The organism is Fictibacillus nanhaiensis (assembly GCF_019801215.1).
Classification (GTDB): Bacteria; Bacillota; Bacilli; order Bacillales; family Fictibacillaceae; genus Fictibacillus; species Fictibacillus nanhaiensis_C.
Genome location: NZ_JAHVJO010000014.1, coordinates 1 through 1,432 on the forward strand (window position 1 = coordinate 1; position 1,432 = coordinate 1,432).

Here is a 1,432-nt window from a genome sequence, read left to right on the forward strand (position 1 = left end):
TAAATCAGAGGAGCAAGCTCCTCATCATTCGCTCGACTTGCATGTATTAGGCACGCCGCCAGCGTTCATCCTGAGCCAGGATCAAACTCTCCATAAAAGTGTTTGACTTGCTCTTGTTTAATACTGACGGAATTAATTTAATTCCTTACCTATTTCTTTTGTTCAGTTTTCAAAGAACTTTTTAAGCAATAAAAAAGAAAATGTCAGAAACATTTTCTGAAAAATGGTGGAGCTTAGCGGGATCGAACCGCTGACCTCCTGCGTGCAAGGCAGGCGCTCTCCCAGCTGAGCTAAAGCCCCAAATATCATAATAGTATATAATGGTCGGGAAGACAGGATTTGAACCTGCGACCCCCTGGTCCCAAACCAGGTGCTCTACCAAGCTGAGCCACTTCCCGTAAAAAAATAAAAAAATATGGCGCGCCCTGAGAGATTCGAACTCCCGACCTTTTGATTCGTAGTCAAACACTCTATCCAGCTGAGCTAAGGGCGCATGTATGTGGTGCCGAGGACCGGAATCGAACCGGTACGGTAGTCACCTACCGCAGGATTTTAAGTCCTGTGCGTCTGCCAGTTCCGCCACCCCGGCACATACAATAACTTTTTGGAGCGGAAGACGGGATTCGAACCCGCGACCCCAACCTTGGCAAGGTTGTATTCTACCACTGAACTACTTCCGCAAACACATTATTTTTTTTAAAAGGAAATTGGTGCGGGTGAAGGGACTCGAACCCCCACGTCAAAGACACTAGATCCTAAGTCTAGCGCGTCTGCCAATTCCGCCACACCCGCGTTAAAAATGGTGAGCCATGAAGGACTCGAACCTTCGACCCTCTGATTAAAAGTCAGATGCTCTACCGACTGAGCTAATGGCTCTTGCAAAATGGTGCCGGCTAGAGGACTTGAACCCCCAACCTACTGATTACAAGTCAGTTGCTCTACCAATTGAGCTAAACCGGCAAGTAAGTAAATGGTGGAGGATGACGGGTTCGAACCGCCGACCCCCTGCTTGTAAGGCAGGTGCTCTCCCAGCTGAGCTAATCCTCCATATGAAATTTCCAGCCTAGCGACGTCCTACTCTGACAGGGGGAGACCCCCAACTACCATCGGCGCTGAAGAGCTTAACTTCCGTGTTCGGTATGGGAACGGGTGTGACCTCTTCGCCATCATCACTAGACCAGAAAGCGAGTAATTTATCTCGACAAGATAAAATTATACTCTATGTATTTGTTAATTGCAAGAGATTTTTTTGATTTTATAAATCAATTATTGCTCTCTCAAAACTAGATACGACGTTTCCAAACGTTTCATGCTTTTAAGGATAAGCCCTCGACCGATTAGTATCTGTCAGCTCCACGTGTCACCACGCTTCCACACCAGACCTATCAACCTCATCATCTCTAAGGGGTCTTACTCACTTAACGTGATGGGA

The 1,432-nt window shown here is 46.9% G+C and carries 9 tRNA genes and 3 rRNA genes; all 12 read right to left on the reverse strand.

Features of this window, described 5'->3' with window-relative positions:
* A 16S ribosomal RNA gene (locus KUV80_RS18475) occupies positions 1 to 97 on the reverse strand; the annotation flags it as partial.
* A gap of 127 nt (positions 98 to 224) precedes the next feature.
* Positions 225 to 300 (reverse strand) — tRNA-Ala (locus KUV80_RS18480).
* Between the two features lie 21 nt (positions 301 to 321).
* Positions 322 to 398 (reverse strand) — tRNA-Pro (locus KUV80_RS18485).
* Positions 399 to 416: 18 nt separating this feature from the next.
* A tRNA-Arg gene (locus KUV80_RS18490) sits at positions 417 to 493 on the reverse strand.
* Between the two features lie 7 nt (positions 494 to 500).
* Positions 501 to 589: transfer RNA gene (locus KUV80_RS18495), tRNA-Leu, on the reverse strand.
* Positions 590 to 605: 16 nt separating this feature from the next.
* Positions 606 to 680 (reverse strand) — tRNA-Gly (locus tag KUV80_RS18500).
* Positions 681 to 708: 28 nt separating this feature from the next.
* A tRNA-Leu gene (locus KUV80_RS18505) sits at positions 709 to 792 on the reverse strand.
* Between the two features lie 8 nt (positions 793 to 800).
* Positions 801 to 876 (reverse strand) — tRNA-Lys (locus KUV80_RS18510).
* A gap of 8 nt (positions 877 to 884) precedes the next feature.
* Positions 885 to 960 (reverse strand) — tRNA-Thr (locus KUV80_RS18515).
* An 11-nt stretch (positions 961 to 971) separates the two neighbouring features.
* Positions 972 to 1,047: transfer RNA gene (locus KUV80_RS18520), tRNA-Val, on the reverse strand.
* A 14-nt stretch (positions 1,048 to 1,061) separates the two neighbouring features.
* A 5S ribosomal RNA gene (rrf, locus tag KUV80_RS18525) occupies positions 1,062 to 1,177 on the reverse strand.
* A 140-nt stretch (positions 1,178 to 1,317) separates the two neighbouring features.
* Positions 1,318 to 1,432 (reverse strand): 23S ribosomal RNA (locus tag KUV80_RS18530); the annotation flags it as partial.